General features: G+C 69.6%; 1 protein-coding gene. It reads left to right on the plus strand.

Annotated elements, in window-relative coordinates; all coding sequences use genetic code 11:
• On the plus strand, positions 1-814 hold an 814-nt coding region (locus ACU8YE_RS23690; RefSeq protein ID WP_446929773.1), incomplete at its 5' end, for a DNA recombination protein RmuC.
• Position 815: the final 1 nt, after the last annotated feature.

Here is an 815-nt window from a genome sequence, read left to right on the forward strand (position 1 = left end):
CGAGATGCAGACCCTCGCGGCCGGCGTCGGCGACCTGAAGAAGGTGCTGACCAACGTGAAGACGCGTGGCACCTGGGGCGAGGTGCAGCTCGAAGCGCTGCTCGAACAGATGCTCACACCCGAGCAGTACGCGAAGAACGTCGCGACGGTGCCGAAGAGTACCGAGCGCGTCGAATTCGCGATCCGGCTGCCTGGCCGCGATGCCGGCACGCGCGACGCGCCGCCGGTGTGGCTGCCGATCGACGCGAAATTTCCGCGCGAAGACTACGAGCGGTTGATCGACGCGCAGGAGCGCGCCGATGCGGTGGCGGTCGAGGAGGCGGCGCGTGCGCTCGAGGCGCGGGTGCGGATGGAAGCGCGCACGATCGCCGAGAAGTACGTCGCGCCGCCGCACACGACCGATTTCGCGCTGCTGTTCCTGCCGACCGAGGGGCTCTATGCGGAGATCCTGCGTCGGCCGGGGCTGACCGACCTGCTGCAACGCGACTATCGCGTGACGGTCGCCGGGCCGACCACGCTCACCGCGCTGCTGAACAGCCTGCAGATGGGGTTCCGCACGCTCGCGATCGAGCAGCGCTCGAGCGAGGTGTGGCAGGTGCTCGGCGCGGTCAAGACCGAGTTCGGCAAGTTCGGCGACGTGCTCGCGCGCACGAAGTCGCAGCTCGAAACGGTCACGCGTTCGAGCGAGGCGGCCGAGCAGCGCACGCGCGTGATGAGCCGCAAGCTCAAGCAGGTCGAGGCGTTGCCGGGCGATACGGCGGCCGGGCTGCTCGGCGCGGAAGGGGCCGAAGGCGCCGATGCGGACGATGCATGAC

The organism is Ralstonia sp. VS2407, from assembly GCF_052950655.1.